Raw genomic sequence first — 17,216 nt, 5'->3', positions numbered from 1 at the left:
CGAGCAGCATTAGGTCTAGCATTGCTTCATCGCCTAGCAACGCTAGATTGATTCCAGGAGGGGTCGTCATGCTCAACGCACTCGAGGTCTTCACCACCGTGATCGTCGGCGTGATGGTGGGGGTGGAGTTCTCGGTCGCCTTCTTCGTCAACCCGATCCTGGGCGGCCTTCCCGGCGACAACGGCCTGCGCGGCCGGATTCACGGGGCCCGGCTGCTCGGCGCCGTGATGCCGTTCTGGTACATCGGCTCGCTCGCCCTCAGCGCGGTCTGGGCCGTCGCCGGACGGCACCACGACGGCGCGGGCCTCGTCGTCACCGCCGCCGCGCTGCTGATCATCAGCGTGGTCATGTCGATCCTGCTGCTCGTCCCGATCAACAACCGCGTCAAGACGTGGACCGCGGACGGCCTGCCCGCCGACTGGAAGCAGCAGATGAACCACTGGGACCGCTTCCACTACGTCCGCGTCGCCGTCATCGTCGCCGCCTTCGCCTTGCTGGTCACCGCCCTCGCCTGAACCGAGGGCCGGACAAGGCGCCTACGGCCGGGGCGGCAGCACCTCGATCGAGCCGTCGCGGCCGACCTTGCGCCACGGGTACTCGCACACCAGCCGCTTGGCGGTGGGCGGTTCGACGACAGGGCGGTTCGGGAAGTCCTGGCACTCGTGCCGGTCGGCGTACTCGGGGCAGGCGCCGTCGGGCTTGCGGAACTGGTGGGCCTGCCAGGCCATCGCGCCCACCTGCCGCTCAGCGGGCGCGGTGGGAAGGTACTGGTTGGCGAAGAACGAGCCGATCATGCCGCCCGCCAGGGCCAGGGCGAGCAGCGCTCCGACGGCGGAGAACTGCCGTGCGGGCGAGGTCCCGGCCCGGCGGACGAGCGGCGCCAGCCTTCCGGCCGCGAGGACGCACGCCAGGACGGCGAGGGCCGTGAGCGTCACCTGGATCTGCAACGTCGTCCGGGGGAAGAGCTGGACCTGCTGGTCCGCCTCCATGTGCCCGGCCAGCCAGAACCGGATGAACCAGGCGCTCGCGAAACAGGCGAGCGGCGCGACCACGACGGCCTTGCGCAGCCCGAGTGCGACGGCGACGCCGAGCCCGATCAGGACGATCACGGCGTAGGTGTGCAGTCCGGCGAACTCGCCGAAGCCCGGGTACTCACCGGGTTCGTCCCAGGCCCGGCTGCTGAGCGGGGTCGTGCCGATGTACGCCGGCTCGGTCAGCGCGAACCCGGAGCACCACTGGTCCCGGGTGCCGGTCGCGCCGAGCAGCACCCGCAGATACGCGCCCGCGACCAGCAGGAACCCGGCCAGCGAGCTGCCGAGGAAGAGCAGTCCGCGCAGCCGTCCGGTCTGCCAGGGGTAGAAGAAGAGGACGGCGACGAGCACGCCGGGCAGGGACCACACGTGCCAGCCGGAGTACACGAGGAAGAGCAGTCCGAAGGCGACGCCGAGGAACGCGCCGCGTCCCGCCGTCCCGCGGGTGGTGAAGCGGGGCGAGGCGCGCAGCCACAGCAGCAGCTTCGCGATGAGCGGCACGAGCGCGACGAGGACGAACGGGCTGTACGGCTTGTGCGGCAGCGTCTGCTGGAGCGCGGGCAGCAGACCGACGGCGAGCGCCGGCAGCGGCCGCAGGCACATCCGCCAGGCGAGGTAGGCGACCGGCCCGGTCAGCGCGACGAACGCGATGAACAGCCACTTCAGCCCGAAGGCCGGCTGCCCGTCGAAGAGGCCGGCCTTGGCCGCGTACCCCAGGATGTAGGGCACGGCAGGCGGATAGAACGCGTCCATCGAGCCGGTGTGCAGCACCTGCTCCGCCCAGCCGAGGATGCGGTTGTTGTCCGCGTAGGGCCCGTTGAGCGGCCACGGGGTCCCACGCAGGGCGAACACCTGGCCCGCGCCGATGAACCCGGTGCTCAGCCCGGCGACGGCCGCGGCGGCCAGCCGGACCGTGACCGCCCGCACCCGCTCGCTCCCGCGCACGGTCGACCAGCCCACCACGGCGAGAACCACCACCACGAGCAGCGCGAGCCGGAACTGAAGGTTCGACAGCCCGCTGACCTGCCCCACCCGCGTGATCGGGTTGTCGTCGACCGTCACACCCCAGGCGGTGAAGCCGAGCGCCATCGCCACGGCGACCACGCACTCGGCGACAGCCGGCCACCAACGACGGGTCAGTGTGCGGGCGAGCCCTCCGGGCGCGGACCGGGCGGGTGCGCTCGAGCCGCCGTTGGGGGGCGGCGCGAGGGTCTCCAGGGGCGGAGCGGTGGTCAACTGAGTCTCCAGGAGGCGCGGCGCACGGGGCGGAGTTGCCGCCGTGGGCGAGCGGCGAGCGGGACGGTGCCCGTGTGACTTTCGTGGACCCCGGTGACGAGCGCGTGGCCGACGACTGCACAACGGGTGTCCATCAACCCGCCTGACAGCTCCGGCCGGTTGCGCCGAGGTCATGGCCGGCCGCATCCTGGACGGTCGCCGACGCCGGGGCGGCGCCCTGGTCGGCGACGCCCTGTGCCGCGAGGACCGTGCAGATCAGCTGGGCGGCCTGGCTGCGGCGGCGCAGGGCGAGGGCGACCCCCTCCCGTACGGCACGGTCGTCTTCGATCAGCAGAACGCGTGACATGCGCTCAGTATCCGTACGCCGAGCGGGCGTTCGGATTTCTGTTGCCGGATGATCATATGGACCCGCGGATCATGGGCCGTTATTGCTTCGTTATCATTCGAGCCAGATTCGATCACATCACGATCACAACCTGGACGATTATGAGCACGCACCGATCACATTCCGCCCGTCACCGTCACCGTCGGGGCGGCTCCACTCCCGCCTCCGGGCGGCGGCGCACCGGCGCGCTGTGGGCGGGGCTGGCCGCGCTCACCGTCCTCGGGGCCAGTGGTTTCGCGGTCGTCGGATGGGCGGACGACGGCGAGAAGGCGGCCGGCAGCCGGGCCTCCTCCCCCGCACCGGCCCGGCCCACCGACCGTTTACCGTCGGCTTCTTCCCCGTCCGGTCCGTCCGCCGGTCCGTCCGCTCGCCCGTCCGGCCCGGTCGCCGCCGGCTCACCGGCTCCACCCGCGGCATCCCCCTCCGCGCCCGTCATCCCGCCCACCGGCCCCGGCACCTTCGTCGTCGCGCCCGGCGGCAGCGCGCAGGCGGGGAAGGGGAAGGCGCTGCGCTACCGGGTCGAGGTGGAGAAGGGGCTCGCGCTGTCCGCCGCGGACGTCGCCCGGCAGGTGGAGGGCGTCCTCGCCGACCGTCGCGGCTGGACCGCCGACGGCCGCTCGGCGTTCCGGCGGGTGTCGGGCGGCGCCGCCGACTTCGTCGTACGGGTCGCGACGCCGGGGACCGTGGACGAGATCTGCGGCCGGTTCGGGCTGGACACCGGCGGCGAGGTCAACTGCAACGTGGCCGACAAGGTCATGGTGAACCTCAAGCGCTGGCTCCTGGCGACGCCCGTCTACGCCAAGGACGTGACGGCGTACCGTGCCCTGATCATCAACCACGAGGTCGGCCACTTCCTCGGCCACGGCCACGTCGACTGCCCCGGACCGGGCCGCCCGGCCCCCGCGATGATGCAGCAGATCAAGGGCATGCGGGGCTGCGTCCCCAACGTCTGGCCCTACGACGCGAAGGGACGGCTCGTGACCGGCCCCACGCTCACCTGAAACCCGGCCCCACCTGTGCGAATGCGAGACTGGCCGTCGGATGCCCCGAGGCCGGCGCGACGGCCGGGCGGCGGGGCACGCAAGCGACACGGAGGCGGACCATGGACGAGGCACGCGCGCGGGACGTACTGGCCGCGGCGGGGGTGCTGCCCGGCCCGGCCGGGGACGCGCGGCTCCTCGCCCTGGGCGAGAACGCGGTGTTCGCCGCCGGCCCCCTGGTGGTCAAGGTGGGCCGCGACCCCGAACTCCTCGACCGGGCTCGCCGCGAACTGGACGTCGCCGCCTGGCTGGAGGAGGCCGGCGTCCCCGCCGTGCGCGCCGCCGAGCCGCACGCCCTGCTGGTCGAGGGCCACCCGGTGACGGTGTGGCGCCGGCTGCCCGACCCGGCACGGCCCGCCGAACCGCGCGACCTGGCCGTCCTCCTGCGCAGGGTGCACGCCCTGCCCGCTCCCCCTTTCGCTCTGCCGCCGCGCGATCTGCTGGCCGGCGTGGAGCGCTGGCTCCGGCTCGCCGGCGACGCGATCGACCCGGCCGACGCCGCCTTCCTGCGCGAGCGCCGGGACGGTTTCGCGACGGCCGCCGCCGCGCTCACCCCGCACCTGCCGCCCGGCCCCGTCCACGGCGACGCCCTGCCCCGCAATGTGCACATCGGCCCGGACGGCCCCGTCCTGGTGGACCTGGAGACCTTCTCCTCCGACCTGCGCGAGCACGACCTGGTCGTCATGGCCCTCTCCCGCGACCGCTACGGCCTTGCCGCCGACGCCTACGACTCCTTCACCGCCGCCTACGGCTGGGACGTGCGGGAGTGGGCGGGCTGCGGTGTGCTGCGCGGCGCTCGCGAGACGGCGAGCTGCGCCTGGGTCGCCCAGCACGCGCCGAGCAACCTCGCGGCCCTGGCCGAGTTCGAGCGCCGGGTGGCGTCGCTGCGGGACGGGGACGAGACGGTGCGCTGGTACCCGTTCTGACGGTCGCCCCGTTCGGGGACGCGGCCGCTCAGACCGGTTCGTCGGCGGGTTCCCTGACCGGCCAGGTCCCGTCGACCACCGCCTCGGTGTCGCCCTTGCGCCGCAGGAAGGCCTGGAAGTCGGCGGCCCATTCGGCGTACCAGTCGATCTGCCTCAGGTGCAGCTCCGCGGGGCCGAGGCCGGCGACCTTGGGGTGGCGCTCGGCTATCGCGCGGGCCAGGCGGGCCGCGGCGAGCGCGTCGGCGCAGGCGTCGTGCGCCGCGTCTAGGACGACGCCGTACTCGGCGCAGACCGCTTCGAGGTTGCGTTTGCCCCGGCGGTAGCGGTCGGCCCAGCGGTCGATGGTGTAGGGATCGATGACCGGGGCCGGGGCCCGGCCGCCCAGCCGCTCGCGCAGCGACGGCAGGGAGTGCCGCCTGAGTTCGGCGGACAGCAGCGAGAGGTCGAAGGCCGCGTTGTAGGCGACGACCGGCACGCCCGTCTTCCAGTACGTCACCAGGACGTCCGCGATGGCGTTCGCGACCTGGTCGGCCGGGTGGCCCTCGGTCGCCGCCCGCTCGTTGCTGATGCCGTGGACGGCGACGGCGTCGGCCGGGATCTCCACGCCCGGATCGGCCAGCCACTCCCGACGGCCCAGGACCTGCCCGCCCTTGACCTCGATCACGGCCGCTGTGACGATGCGCGCCTCGCGCGGATCCGTGCCGGTCGTCTCCAGGTCGAAGCCGATGAGCAGCTCTCGGTGCCAGGCCATGGTGGCCCCCCTTCTCGGTGGTGCTTTCCCCCAGTGGTCCCCACCTTCGCACGCGCCACTGACAATCAGAGGGCCGCGTTCCGGTTGCCCGGCCCATCGACGCTCCGGCCGCCCGGCCGACCGGCGTTGCGAAGGCCCGGCCGACAGGCGTTGCGAAGGCCCGGCCGACCGGCGTCCCGCTCATGCGGCCGACTCGGCGGAGGAACCGGGAGGTTCAGGACACCGGGCGCGAATCCACCCAGGCGAGCTCGAACTCCTCGCGGTACGCCCCGAAAAGCCCGCCTTCGTCCGTCTCGCCCGACCTGACCACCCGGCTGCCGTTGCGCAGGACCAGCACCGGCGCCTCCATCCCGCGCATGCGCCGCAGATAGGACTGCACGACCGCGACGCCGTCGGTGCCGTCGCCGTCGACCAGGTAGGCGGTGAAGCGGGGCGTCTCGTCGTACACCTGGATCTGGAAGGCGCCCGGGTCGCGCAGCCGGGAGCGGACCCGGCGCATGTGCAGGATGTTCATCTCCACCGACCGGCTCAACTCGCCCCGCTTCATGCCGAGTTCGCGCTCCCGGCGCTTGACCGCGCTGGAGGCGGGGTTGAGGAACAGCAGCCGGACCCGGGCGCCGGCCTCGGCGAGCCGGATCAGCCGGCGTCCGGAGAAGTTCTGCACGAGCAGGTTGAGGCCGATGCCGATCGCGTCGAGACGGCGGGCCCCGTCGAAGATGTCCTCGGCGGGGAACTGCCGCATCAGCCGCACCCGGTCGGGGTGGACGGCGACCACGTCCGCGTACCGGTCGCCGACGAGGTCCTCGACCGCGTCGACGGGCAGCCGGCGCGCGGAGGGCACGTCACCGCCCGTGCCGAGCGTCTCCAGCAGCCGCGCGGAGGCGCGTTCGGCCTGGCCGAGGACCGCCTCGGACAGGGCCCGGTTGCGGGAGACGACGTTGCGGGTGACCTCCAGCTCGTCCAGGGCGAGTTCGACGTCGCGGCGGTCGTCGAGGTACGGCTCGAAGCAGGGCCAGTGCTGCACCATCAGCTCGCGCAGCTGCGGCAGCGTGAGGAAGGAGATGACGTTGTCGTCGGCCGGGTCGAGCAAGTAGCCCTTGCGGCGGCTGACTTCACGCACGGCGACCGCGCGGTGCACCCACTCCTGTCCGGCGGGTCCGGCCGCGGCGACCACCCAGTCGTCGCCGTGGACAGGTTCGTAGATGGGCCGCAGGACGGCGGACACGACCGCGCGCAGCCGCTGTTCGACGAGGTTCAGCCAGATGTAGGCGCGGCCGGCCCGCTGGGCGCGGGTGCGGACCTCGCGCCAGGCGTCGGCGTCCCAGTCCAGCTCCGGTCCGATGGCGCCCTCCATCGGACGGGCCAGGGACACCGTGCCGGAAGGGACGTCTGTGGAGGAGCCTCCCTCGTGACCCTCGTCACCAGGGGGCAGCTCCAGCCCTCCCGAGCCCACCCGCGTACCGCCTTCCGCTCCCCCGGGCACCCTGGTCCCAGCGTCGTTCCCGGCGCCGAGGCGCCGCGTTCTTCCTACGATCTGCCAACGATCAAGGAAGGGTACTCCGCGAGCGGTCGGCGGTGCAGCCGGATGCACAGGTCGTTTCCCAACTGCTCGCGCCGGCAAGCGCGTTCCGTTCGGCAGGGGGGCTCTCAGTGATCGGATTCATGGCGGTCACGGCGCGCGGGACGAGCGGCGGGCCCTGCCGGCGGACCGGCACGGGCCGTGGGACCGCACCGCGCGCGACACGGCGGGATCCGGGGTTCACCCAGGTCACGGGGCGGGCGGGGGCCTTCCCGCCCGCTCGCCCGCCGGCGGGTTCGCCGCGCCGGGAGCCGGCGGGGGGACGGTTTCGCCGCCGGTCCGCGGCCCGTACTTGTCGTACCGGGGTGAAGCGGACGACGCGCAGGGTGAAGAGGACGCGCCGGTGTTTACCTTCGGCACTTTCCGGGAGACTCGATGGCAAGGGACCCCCAGCGGGACGGCACACCTGAAAGAGTCGTATCCATGCAGGTCTGGCCTGGAGAGGCATACCCCCTCGGCGCCACGTACGACGGCGCCGGAACGAACTTCGCGGTCTTCACGGAGGCCGCGGACCGAGTAGAGCTGTGTCTGCTGCACGACGACGGCTCGGAGACGGCGGTGGAACTGCGGGAGAGCGACGCCTTCGTGCGGCACGCGTACCTGCCGGGCGTCATGCCGGGGCAGCGGTACGGCTTCCGTGCGCACGGCCCGTACGCACCCGAGCGCGGACTGCGCTGCAATTCGGCGAAGCTGCTGCTCGACCCGTACGCGAAGGCGATCAGCGGCTCGGTCCGCTGGGGCGAGGAGGTGTACGGCTACCACTTCGGCTCCCCCGAACGGCGCAACGACCTCGACTCGGCGCCCCACACGATGACGTCCGTCGTGGTCAACCCCTATTTCGACTGGGGCGACGATCGCAGCCCCCGTACGGAGTACCACCACACGGTGATCTACGAGGCGCACGTGAAGGGCCTCACGATGCGCCATCCGGGGCTGCCGGAGGAGCTGCGCGGCACCTACGCGGCCCTCGCGCACCCGGCCATCCTCGAACACCTCACCGAGCTGGGCGTCACGGCGCTGGAGCTGATGCCCGTACACCAGTTCGTCAACGACCACCGGCTCGTCGACATGGGCCTGAACAACTACTGGGGCTACAACACCATCGGCTTCTTCGCCCCGCACAACGCCTACGCCTCCTGGGGCGACCGCGGGCAGCAGGTGCTGGAGTTCAAGTCGGCGGTGCGGGCGCTGCACGAGGCGGGCATCGAGGTCATCCTCGACGTGGTCTACAACCACACCGCCGAGGGCAACCACCTGGGCCCGACGCTGTCCTTCCGGGGCCTGGACAACCCGCAGTACTACCGGCTGACCGACGACCCGCGCTACTACATGGACACCACCGGGACCGGGAACTCGCTGCTCATGCGGTCCCCGCACGTGCTCCAGCTGATCATGGACTCGTTGCGGTACTGGGTGACGGACATGCACGTCGACGGGTTCCGCTTCGATCTGGCGGCGACGCTGGCCCGGCAGTTCCACGAGGTGGACCGGCTGTCGTCGTTCTTCGACCTGGTGCAGCAGGACCCGATCGTCTCCCAGGTGAAGCTGATCGCCGAGCCGTGGGACGTGGGCGAGGGCGGCTACCAGGTGGGGAACTTCCCGCCGCTGTGGACCGAGTGGAACGGCAAGTACCGGGACACCGTGCGGGACCTGTGGCGGGGCGAGCCGCGCACGCTCGCGGAGTTCGCCTCCCGGCTGACCGGGTCCTCCGACCTCTACCAGGACGACGGGCGCCGCCCGCTGGCCTCGATCAACTTCGTGACCTGCCACGACGGGTTCACCCTGCACGACCTGGTGTCGTACAACGAAAAGCACAACGAGGCCAACGGGGAGGACAACCGCGACGGCGAGAGCCACAACCGGTCGTGGAACTGCGGCGTGGAGGGCGACACCGACGACCCCGAGGTGCTGGAGCTGCGCGCGCGGCAGATGCGCAACTTCCTGGCCACCCTGATGCTGTCCCAGGGCGTGCCGATGATCAGCCACGGGGACGAGGTGGCGCGCACCCAGCGCGGCAACAACAACGCCTACTGCCAGGACAACGAGCTGGCCTGGGTGGAGTGGCCCGAGCCCGGCGAGGAGGGCGGCGAGCTGCTCGACTTCACGCGCGCGGTGGTGCGGCTGCGCAAGGAGCACCCCGTGTTCCGGCGGCGGCGCTTCTTCCACGGGCGGCCGGTGGAGGGCACCCACGACGACCTGTCGGACATCGCCTGGTTCACTCCGGAGGGCAAGGAGATGGCCCAGCGGGACTGGACGTCGGCGCAGGCGTCGGCGCTGACGGTGTTCCTCAACGGCAACGCGATCTCGGAGCCCGGGGCGCGCGGGGAGCGGATCAGCGACGACTCGTTCCTGCTGATGTTCAACGCCTCGCCGCGTCCGCTGGAGTTCGTGGTCCCGGTCGACCACGGCCGGCGGTGGCGGGTCGTCGTGGACACGGCGAACCCGGGCGCGGTGGCGGGGGACGAGGCCGTCGAGGTCGCCGCCGGCGACCGCCTCACCCTGACGGACCGCAGCATGACCGTCCTCCAGCGGCCGGCCTGACGGGCGAGGTCGCCTCGGCGTCCCGGGGCGGGCGGGGCCCCGGGGTCGCGCCCGCCCCGCCTGTTCGGGCGGTTCCGGGTGTCAGGAAAGGGGTGGGAGAGGGTACGTAGGGTTCCATGACCTCTGAGCGTGTCGGACCCGTCGTGCCCACGGCCACCTATCGCCTTCAGCTCCAGCCCCGGTTCCCGTTCGGCGCCGCCGCCGCGGCCGTGCCGTACCTGGCCTCGCTCGGGGTGTCGCATCTGCACCTGTCGCCCGTGCTGGAGGCGGTGCCCGGCTCGCTGCACGGGTACGACGTGGTGGACCACGCGCGCGTGCGCGAGGAGTTGGGCGGCGAGGAGGGGCTGCGGGACCTCGCGCGCACCGCGCGGGAGCACGGGCTCGGGCTGGTCGTGGACATCGTCCCCAACCACATGGCGATGGCCCCGGCCCACAACCGCGCCCTGTGGGAGGTGCTGCGGGAGGGCCCGAAGTCGCCGTACGCGCGCTGGTTCGACGTCGACTGGCAGGCGCAGGGCGGCCAGATGCTGCTGCCGGTGCTCGGCGGGCCGCTGGGCGACGTGCTGGACGACCTGCGCGTCGACGGGGACCTGCTGCGCTACCACGACCACGTCTTCCCGCTGCGCGAGGGCACCGGGGACCTGCCGCTGCCGCAGCTGCTGGACGCGCAGTGGTACCGGCCGGTGTGGTGGCGGCTGGCCCGGACCGAGCTGAACTACCGGCGGTTCTTCAGCATCTCCGAGCTGATCGGGGTGCGGGTGGAGGACCCCGAGGTCTTCGAGGCCACGCACTCCAAGATCCTCCAGCTGCTGCACGAGGGCGTGGTGGACGGTCTGCGCGTCGACCACCCCGACGGGCTCGCCGACCCCGGCGGCTACCTGGAGCGGCTGGACGAGGCGAGCGGCGGCCGCTGGACGGTCGTCGAGAAGATCCTCGCGGACGGCGAGCGCCTCCCGGACGCCTGGCCGGTCGCCGGCACCACCGGCTACGACGCCCTGCGCCACGTCGACGGCCTGTTCACGGACGCCCAGGGCGCCGGGGAGCTCCAGGACCTGTACCGGCGTCACGCGGCCCCCCGGCCGGATGCGGGCGGCGACTGGCCGGCGACCGCGCGGCGGGCCGCGTACACGGTGCTCCAGCACGAACTGGCCACCGAACTGGACCGGCTGACCCGGACGGCGGTGCGTGTGTGCGCCGCCTCCTGCGACCCCGCGCTGCGCGACCGCGCGCCCTGGGCGCTGCGCACGGCGCTGGTGGAGCTGCTGGTGCGCATGGAGGTCTACCGGCCCTACGGCCCGGGCGACGCGGCCGCCGTCGTCACGGAGGAGGCAGCCGAGGAGGCGCGGCGCGCCTTCGCCGTGCCCGAGGAGGCGGGCGCGGTGGACGTGGTGCGCGCTCTGGTGCTGGGGCGGGGCGAGGGCCCCGCGGCGGCGGAGTTCCGGGCCCGGTTCGCGCAGACGTCGTCCGCGCTGCGGGCCAAGGCGCTGGAGGACACGGCGTTCTACCGGTACGTGCCGCTGCTGTCGGCGAACGAGGTGGGCGGCGATCCGGGCCGGCAGGGTGTGTCCCCGGCCGTGTTCCACGCGTACTGCGCGCGCGTGCAGCGTGACTGGCCGGCCGGCGGGACGGTCGTGTCGACGCACGACACCAAGCGCAGCGCCGACGTACGGGCCGCGCTGGCCGTGCTGACGGAGTGCCCGGGGCGCTGGGCGCGGGTGCTGAAGCAGGTCACGGGCGCGGTGGAGGGCGCGCCGGACGGGCAGACGGCGTGGGCGGCCTGGCAGACGGTGTTCGGGCTCGGCCAGGCGGACGCGGAGCGGGTCCGTCAGGCGCTGCTGAAGCACGTGCGCGAGGCGGGGCTGCGCACGAGCTGGACCGAGCAGGAGCCGTCGTACGAGGAGGCGGTGGCCGCGTTCGTCGAGGCGGGCCCGTGCGGGCCGCCGGGCGAGCGGGTGGCCGCGCTGCGCGGTGAGCTGGAGCCGCACATCCGGGCGAACGTGCTGGGCACGGCGCTGGTGCACCTGACGATGCCGGGCGTGCCGGACGTCTACCAGGGCACGGAGGACGAGTACCTGGCGCTGGTGGACCCCGACAACCGGCGTCCCGTCCGTTTCCCGCCGGCGGATCCGGGCGTCAAGGCGGAGGTGAGCGCGGCGGCGCTGCGGCTGCGCCGGCGGCGGCCGGACGCCTTCGGCACGTCGGCGACGTACGAGGCGCTGCCGGCCGAGGGCCCGGCCGCGGAGCACTGCCTGGCCTTCGCCCGTTCCGGGCGGGCGGTGACGGCGGTGACCCGCCTGTCGCTGCGGCTGGCGGAGGCGGGCGGCTGGCGTGACACGCGGCTGACGCTGCCGCCGGGGCGGTGGGCCGACGTCCTGTCGCCGGGGCGGGAGTTCACCGGGCACACGCGCGTGGAGGAGCTGTTCGAGCGGCTGCCTGCGGCCCTGCTGGAACGGGTGGACTGACCGGTTCCGGCGGTCCTCTCGCGGCTCCACGGAGGCGTCCTTGACAGGGCCCGGAGTCCGTGGGGTACTGCGGATGCGAAGGCCGGGCGGACAAGACGGGGGTGAGTCTCCTGCCGGAGCTGCGCTACCCCACCGTGACCGAACTGACGTCCCGTGCAAGGGCGTTGGCGGCGTCGCGCCCCGGGCTGTGCACGCTGCGGCAGGTGGGGACCTCACGCGCCGGACGCCCTCTGCGCCTGCTGTCCGTGGGGCACGCCCGGCGGGCGGTGCTGGTCGTCGCCGGGGCGCACGCGAACGAGCCGACCGGCGGCCCCACGCTTCTCGCCGTCGCCGAACGGGTGGTGCGCGAGCCCGAGTTGCGGGACGGCACGTCCTGGCACTTCCTGCTGTGCGCGGATCCCGACGGGGCCAGTCTGCATGTGACGCCGGCGCCGAGCAGCCTGCTGGAGTACCACCGGGGCTTCTTCAGGCCGGCGGGACCGGAGCAGCCCGAGTGGTCGCCCGCCGTGCTCCCGCCCGACCGGCTGCCGCCCGAGACGCGGGCGCTGACCCGTGTCATCGACGAGCTGCGCCCCTACCTCCAGGTGACGTTGCACGGCACCGATCTGGGCGGCAGCTGGGTGCAGTTGACGAAGGACATCCCCGGGCTGGCGGAGCCGTTCGCCAAGTCCGCGGCGCAGTGGCACATCCCGGTGGAGACGGGCGCCTCGGACGCGGCGGGCTGGCCGGCGTCCGGTCCCGGCGTGCACGTGATGCCGGGGCCTGGGGCGCGTGCGGCGTACCCGAGCCTGCCGGACGACGCCCGGCACAGCACCTGGTACCACGCGCACCGCTACGGCGGTCTGACGGCGGTCGTGGAGGTGCCGATGTGGGCGAGCGACCTGGTGGACGACCCCGCGCCGCATCCGGCCCCGGCGGCGGCGATCCGGCGTCTGGCGGGCCGGCTGCGGCGGGACGCGGCGGAGGTCGAGCTGCTGCTGGCGGACGCGCTGCCGCGCCTGGAGGGCGTTGACGGGCCGCTGCTGAGGGCGGCCCGCTGGACGCTGGAACTGACGCCCGGCCTGGCCTCGGACTGGGTCCACACCCCGCCGGCGGGCACCTCCATGGCGTACGTGGGCAGCGTGGACGCCTTCGCCCGCCGGCTGCCGCTGCGGGCCGCGGCCATGCTGTGGCGGGTCCTGCGGGAGCAGGACGACCGCGCCGCCCCGCGTCTCGGGCGCCTCGTCGAGGCCTGGAGCGGCACCTTCGCGGAACGCTTCCGCGCCCGCTGGGTGCCGCTGGAGCACCAGGTCGAACACCAGTCCCGGACGGTCGTCGCCGCGGCCCTGCACGCACGCGAGGGCACGGCACGGTGAGCGCCGGGCGGTGCCGCCGACGGGGGCGGCACCGGCAAGGCGCACGGTCGTCAGCGGCTGGGGCGCGCGGTCGTCCTGGTCGGGGCGGCGCGTGCCTTGTCTACGGCAGGCCGGGCCCTGCGGACTTCGGGACGTTCTCGTAGGTCTTCTTGTAGTCGCCCTCGCCGACGGGCCGTTGGAGCCGGTCGCCGGGGATGCCGGCCTCGGCGGGGGTGACGGCGCCGATGGAGAGCAGCAGGGCGGCCGCGCCGGGGAGGGCGGCCAGCAGGTGCGGCGTGGGAAGGGGCTTCATGCCCGGTGCATCGGCACGACGGGCCCGGTTCCCCAGTCCCCCTCACCCGATCGTGCGGCGGTGGTCCGGCGGGTTGCCAGGGGTCAGGTCGCCGACAGGCGGAAGGCCATGCGGCCGAAGGCGACCATGTCGCCCTCCCGGACGACGGCCGCGCCGATGACGCGGCGGCCGTTGACCGTCGTGCCGTTGGTGGAGCCCAGGTCGCGCAGGACCCATATGCCGCCCTGGCGTCTGAGTTCGGCGTGCGCGCGCGAGACGCTCTCGTGGTGCAGCCGCAGCCCGTTCCCCGGGTCCCGGCCGATGCGCAGGGCGTACGCGGTGTCGGGGTGCGGCAGCAGCAGCTTGGGCAGCCGCTCGGCCTGCCAGGCGCGGCGCAGCCGGACGCCGAAGCCGGAGACCGCCTCGACGGCGCCGAAGACGACGCGGGAGAAGCGGTTCTCCTTGGGCAGGTCGGCGGTGAGGGCGACGAGCTCGTCGGAACGGCGGGCGGCGAGCGCCAGCTCCATGCGGCGGATGAAGGTGTCGTGCGACAGCCTGCCCAGGGCGACGCCGTCGCGGAGCTCCTTCAGCGCCCGGTCGCGCTCCGCGTCCGAGAGCCGCGCGGGGGAGGTGTTGAACTCGAAGGACGACGTCACGCTCGTGATTGTCGGTCAGCGGACCCCGGGTGTCCAGAAAACGGGAGAACGACGGCCGCGCGCGCCCGTTCCGGCGCCCGCGTCGCGACACCTTCGGGCAAGCGGAGCGTTCCGAAAGCGGATTGATCCCGTTTGGAGCACGATGGGACCGGCTACATCCCGGTGAGCAGACGAAGGGGAACCGTCCGTGCAGTTCGAGGTGTGGGCACCGCAGGCCGAACGTGTGACGCTCCAGTGCGACGGCGTCACGCGCGCGTTGGAACGCGATCCGGACCGGGCGGGCTGGTGGACCGGTGAGGCGGAGGCCGCCGACGGCAGCCGCTACGGCTTCGCGGTGGACGACGGGCCCGTGCTGCCCGATCCGCGCTCCCGCCGTCAGCCGGACGGCCCCGACGGGCTGAGCGCGGTCGTCGACCACGGCCGCCACACGTGGCGTGCGCAGTGGGCGGGCCGTCCGCTGGCGGGCGCGGTCCTCTACGAGCTGCACGTGGGCACGTACACGCCCGAGGGCACCCTGGACGCGGCCGCGGACCGGCTCCAGCATCTCGTCGAACTCGGCGTGACACACGTCGAGTTGATGCCGTTGTGCCCCTTCCCCGGCCGGCACGGCTGGGGCTACGAGGGCGTGTCGCTGTGGGCGGTGCACGAGCCGTACGGCGGGCCGCCGGCGCTGAAGCGGTTCGTGGACCGGGCGCACGAGCTCGGCCTCGGCGTCGTCCTGGACGTCGTGCACAACCATCTGGGGCCGTCGGGGAACTACCTGCCCGCCTTCGGCCCGTACTTCACGGACACCCACCACACGCCGTGGGGCTCCGCCGTCAACCTGGACGCGCCCGGCTCGGACGAGGTCCGCGCGTTTCTGCTGGGCAGCGCGCTGGCGTGGCTGCGCGACTACCGGCTGGACGGGCTGCGCCTGGACGCGGTGCACGCGCTGGCCGACACGCGCGCGTACCCGTTCCTGGAGGAGCTGTCGGAGTCGGTGGACGCCCTCGCCGCGGAGACGGGCCGGCCGCTGTTCCTGATCGCCGAGTCCGATCTGAACGACCCCCGGCTGATCACGCCCCGCCGGGAGGGCGGCCTGGGCCTGCACGCGCAGTGGAACGACGACTTCCACCACGCCCTGCACACCGCCCTGACCGGCGAGTCCCAGGGCTACTACGCCGACTTCGCGCGCGAGCCGTTCGCGGCGCTCGCCAAGACCCTGACCGGCGGCTACTTCCACGACGGCACGTACTCCAGCTTCCGGGGCCGCCGCCACGGCCGGCCGCTGGACCGGACCCGGCTGCCCGGGCACCGGCTCCTCGGGTACGGCCAGACCCACGACCAGGTGGGCAACCGCGCCCAGGGCGACCGGTTGTCGGCCTCGCTCTCCCCCGGCCTGCTGGCCTGCGCGGCCGCGCTGATCCTGACCTCCCCGTTCACGCCGATGCTGTTCATGGGCGAGGAGTGGGCGGCCGGCACGCCCTGGCAGTTCTTCACCGACCACACCGACCCCGAGCTCGCGGAGGCCGTACGTCAGGGCCGGCGCAGGGAGTTCGCCGCACACGGCTGGGCCGAGGAGGACATTCCCGACCCGCAGGACCCGGCGACGCGCGAACGGTCCTGCCTGGACTGGTCGGAGCCTGAGCGTGAGCCTCACGCGCGCGTGCTGGAGTGGTACCGCAGGCTGATCGCGCTGCGGCACGAGCTGGCGGACCTGACCGACCCCGACCTGGCCGACATCAAGGTCGCCCATGACGCGCGGGCCCGCTGGCTGGCCTTCCGCCGGGGCGATGTCCGGGTGGTGGTCAACCTCGGCAAGGACCCGGCGGCCATTCCCCTGGGCACCCGGCCCGCCCGGGTGCTGGCGGCCTGGGAGCCGGTCGAGGCCCCGGGCCCGGACGGGCTGCTGCAGGTGCCCGGGGAGGCGTGCGTGGTGCTGGAGCAGGACTGAGGGGCGCCGCACCCCTGAGGCGGGGGCGCCGGGCGGCGGTCACAGCTCGGGGTCCGCGCCGTCCTCGTCGTCTCGCAGCTCGGTCACGCGTTCCAGCAGGATCGCCTCCCATGCCCTGCGGAGCCGGGTGCGCAGCAGGGGCAGGGAGGCGGTGGAGCGGCCGTCGAGCCGGTCGGCGAGGCGCAGGACGGTGTCGCAGCGGGCCAGCCACAGACCGCGCAGGCAGGGGCGGGCGCCGTAGCCGGCGAGGGTGGCGGCACGGACGGCGGCGCCGGAGCCGACGGCGAGGGCGAGCGTGGCGATGTCCTCGGCGGGGTCCCCGAGGACCGTCCGGGACCAGTCGAGGACGCCGCGCACCCTGCCGTCGGGGCTGACCACGAGGTGCTCGCCGGTCAGCGCGTGGTGGACGAGGACGGTGGTGGCGGGCTGGGCGGCGAGCTGGGCCGCGCCCAGCGGGGTGAGCTGGCTCAGCCGGGCCGGGTCGAACTCGTCGGCCCGGCCGAGGCGTTCGGCGGCGGCGACGGCCATGCGGCGCAGCGCCTCCAGCGAGCGCGGGGCGGTGCGGGGCACGCCGAGGGCCTCGGCCTGCCGGGCCGGGATCTCGCGCAGACCACCGAGCAGCCCGGCGAGGTCGGCCTCGCCGACGGCCGACACGTCGTGCTCCTCGCCGGTGCCGCCCGGCAGCCGGACGTCCAGGGTGTAGGGCAGGCCCGGGGACCAGTCGCCGTGCGCGACGCTGACCGGCACGGCGACCGGCAGGTGCGGGCGGACGAGGTCGCGCAGCCGCAGCTCGCGCCGCCTGCGGTCGGCGGCCTCACGGTCGGCGGCGAGCCGCAGCACATGGCGGGAGCCGACCCACCAGGTCCGGGCCCCGCCGTCGGCGGCGGGCCGCACGGGCCGCACCTCGGGCCCTGCGCCGCCCCCGGTTCCGCCGCCGTCCTCGCCCTCCTTGAGGAGCGCGCGGACCAGTCGGCGGACGGTGTCCGCGGTGGGGGTGGGTGCCTGGGTCATGGTCGCGCCGTCGCCGTTCGGGGTGGATGCCGGGGATGC

The 17,216-nt window shown here is 73.9% G+C and carries 13 protein-coding genes and 1 pseudogene; 7 read left to right on the top strand and 7 right to left on the bottom strand.

Annotation, left to right across the window (positions count from 1 at the left end):
• The first annotated feature begins 68 nt into the window (after window positions 1-68).
• Window positions 69-515, top strand: coding sequence for an anthrone oxygenase family protein (locus tag ACFYXA_RS01355; protein ID WP_389027285.1), 447 nt, complete (start codon window positions 69-71; stop codon window positions 513-515).
• Window positions 516-536: 21 nt separating this feature from the next.
• Here the strand turns inward: ACFYXA_RS01355 and ACFYXA_RS01350 are convergent, their stop codons facing one another.
• The gene (locus tag ACFYXA_RS01350; protein WP_389027283.1) at window positions 537-2,267 is read right to left on the bottom strand and encodes a hypothetical protein; all 1,731 of its coding nucleotides are present in this window, start codon (window positions 2,265-2,267) and stop codon (window positions 537-539) included.
• A 271-nt stretch (window positions 2,268-2,538) separates the two neighbouring features.
• A pseudogene (locus ACFYXA_RS01345) lies at window positions 2,539-2,613 on the bottom strand (DNA-binding response regulator); the annotation flags it as partial.
• A gap of 140 nt (window positions 2,614-2,753) precedes the next feature.
• Between ACFYXA_RS01345 and ACFYXA_RS01340 the strand changes: the two are divergent.
• Window positions 2,754-3,653 carry a DUF3152 domain-containing protein gene (locus ACFYXA_RS01340; protein WP_389027281.1) on the top strand — a complete coding sequence of 300 codons (900 nt, stop codon included), beginning with the start codon at window positions 2,754-2,756 and terminating at the stop codon, window positions 3,651-3,653.
• A 101-nt stretch (window positions 3,654-3,754) separates the two neighbouring features.
• Complete coding sequence (locus ACFYXA_RS01335) at window positions 3,755-4,618, top strand: phosphotransferase enzyme family protein (RefSeq protein ID WP_389027279.1); 864 nt, start codon at window positions 3,755-3,757, stop codon at window positions 4,616-4,618.
• A 28-nt stretch (window positions 4,619-4,646) separates the two neighbouring features.
• On the opposite strand, the gene ACFYXA_RS01330 is transcribed toward ACFYXA_RS01335, so the two are convergent.
• Entirely contained in the window at window positions 4,647-5,369 is a 723-nt protein-coding gene (locus tag ACFYXA_RS01330) for a 3'-5' exonuclease (protein WP_351092280.1), read from the bottom strand.
• 214 nt (window positions 5,370-5,583) lie between these two features.
• Window positions 5,584-6,852: an SAV2148 family HEPN domain-containing protein gene (locus tag ACFYXA_RS01325; protein ID WP_389027276.1), complete on the bottom strand. Its 1,269-nt coding sequence runs from the start codon at window positions 6,850-6,852 to the stop codon at window positions 5,584-5,586.
• A gap of 519 nt (window positions 6,853-7,371) precedes the next feature.
• On the opposite strand from ACFYXA_RS01325, the gene glgX reads away from it, so the two are divergent.
• The 3 genes from glgX to ACFYXA_RS01310 all read left to right on the top strand — a co-directional run bounded on the left by glgX (window position 7,372) and on the right by ACFYXA_RS01310 (window position 13,306).
• On the top strand, window positions 7,372-9,489 hold the full coding sequence (gene glgX, locus ACFYXA_RS01320; RefSeq protein ID WP_352247295.1) for a glycogen debranching protein GlgX: 2,118 nt from the start codon (window positions 7,372-7,374) through the stop codon (window positions 9,487-9,489).
• A 116-nt stretch (window positions 9,490-9,605) separates the two neighbouring features.
• A complete protein-coding gene (treY, locus tag ACFYXA_RS01315; protein WP_389027273.1) occupies window positions 9,606-11,951 on the top strand; it encodes a malto-oligosyltrehalose synthase in 2,346 nt (781 codons plus the stop codon).
• A 101-nt stretch (window positions 11,952-12,052) separates the two neighbouring features.
• A complete protein-coding gene (locus ACFYXA_RS01310) occupies window positions 12,053-13,306 on the top strand; it encodes a M14 family zinc carboxypeptidase (RefSeq protein WP_389027271.1) in 1,254 nt (417 codons plus the stop codon).
• A gap of 100 nt (window positions 13,307-13,406) precedes the next feature.
• On the opposite strand, the gene ACFYXA_RS01305 is transcribed toward ACFYXA_RS01310, so the two are convergent.
• Both ACFYXA_RS01305 and ACFYXA_RS01300 read right to left on the bottom strand, forming a co-directional pair.
• Window positions 13,407-13,598, bottom strand: a complete 192-nt coding sequence (locus tag ACFYXA_RS01305) for a hypothetical protein (RefSeq protein ID WP_352247298.1) — start codon at window positions 13,596-13,598, stop codon at window positions 13,407-13,409.
• Window positions 13,599-13,681: 83 nt separating this feature from the next.
• The gene (locus tag ACFYXA_RS01300) at window positions 13,682-14,233 is read right to left on the bottom strand and encodes a DUF1707 and FHA domain-containing protein (protein WP_352247299.1); all 552 of its coding nucleotides are present in this window, start codon (window positions 14,231-14,233) and stop codon (window positions 13,682-13,684) included.
• Window positions 14,234-14,420: 187 nt separating this feature from the next.
• Here ACFYXA_RS01300 and treZ point away from each other — a divergent pair, with 187 nt between their 5' ends.
• Window positions 14,421-16,166, top strand: a complete 1,746-nt coding sequence (gene treZ / locus ACFYXA_RS01295) for a malto-oligosyltrehalose trehalohydrolase (RefSeq protein ID WP_389027268.1) — start codon at window positions 14,421-14,423, stop codon at window positions 16,164-16,166.
• Window positions 16,167-16,205: 39 nt separating this feature from the next.
• On the opposite strand, the gene ACFYXA_RS01290 is transcribed toward treZ, so the two are convergent.
• A complete protein-coding gene (locus ACFYXA_RS01290) occupies window positions 16,206-17,177 on the bottom strand; it encodes an aminoglycoside phosphotransferase family protein (protein WP_352247326.1) in 972 nt (323 codons plus the stop codon).
• Window positions 17,178-17,216: the final 39 nt, after the last annotated feature.

This window comes from Streptomyces sp. NPDC002566, assembly GCF_042889585.1.
Taxonomy (GTDB): domain Bacteria; phylum Actinomycetota; class Actinomycetes; order Streptomycetales; family Streptomycetaceae; genus Streptomyces.
This window is presented reverse-complemented; position numbering and strand designations above follow the sequence as displayed.